This is a genomic window from Methylophaga sp. UBA4204 (assembly GCF_002379485.1).
Taxonomy (GTDB): Bacteria; Pseudomonadota; Gammaproteobacteria; order Nitrosococcales; family Methylophagaceae; genus Methylophaga.
Genome location: NZ_DFTU01000078.1, coordinates 27,873 through 28,128, shown reverse-complemented (window position 1 = coordinate 28,128; position 256 = coordinate 27,873). Strand labels below are relative to the sequence as shown.

Sequence of the window (256 nt, the reverse complement as noted above, 5' to 3'; positions counted from 1 at the left end):
CTCCCTCGCCAGCCAAAACAAAAACCTGCCAACTAAACTCAGTGGCGGTGGCGTCGGCTTCACTGAATTTAATAATATGACCGAAAAGGTTCTGGTTACGCGGATTAGCGGCATCTTTACCGACGTTATCTTGTTGGCCCCGATCACTGTTATTAGTCAGAGAGACAAACACCTCATCGTTATGCGGATGCACCGTGATCCATTCCGGGCGGTCCATTTTAGTGGCGCCCACGATATCTGCTGCTGCACGGGCATG

1 protein-coding gene is annotated in these 256 nt (G+C 51.2%); it reads right to left on the bottom strand.

Annotated features, from left to right (window positions below):
* The coding region (locus tag B3182_RS11210) for an alkaline phosphatase PhoX (RefSeq protein ID WP_292752773.1) at positions 1-256 on the bottom strand (256 nt) is incomplete at both ends.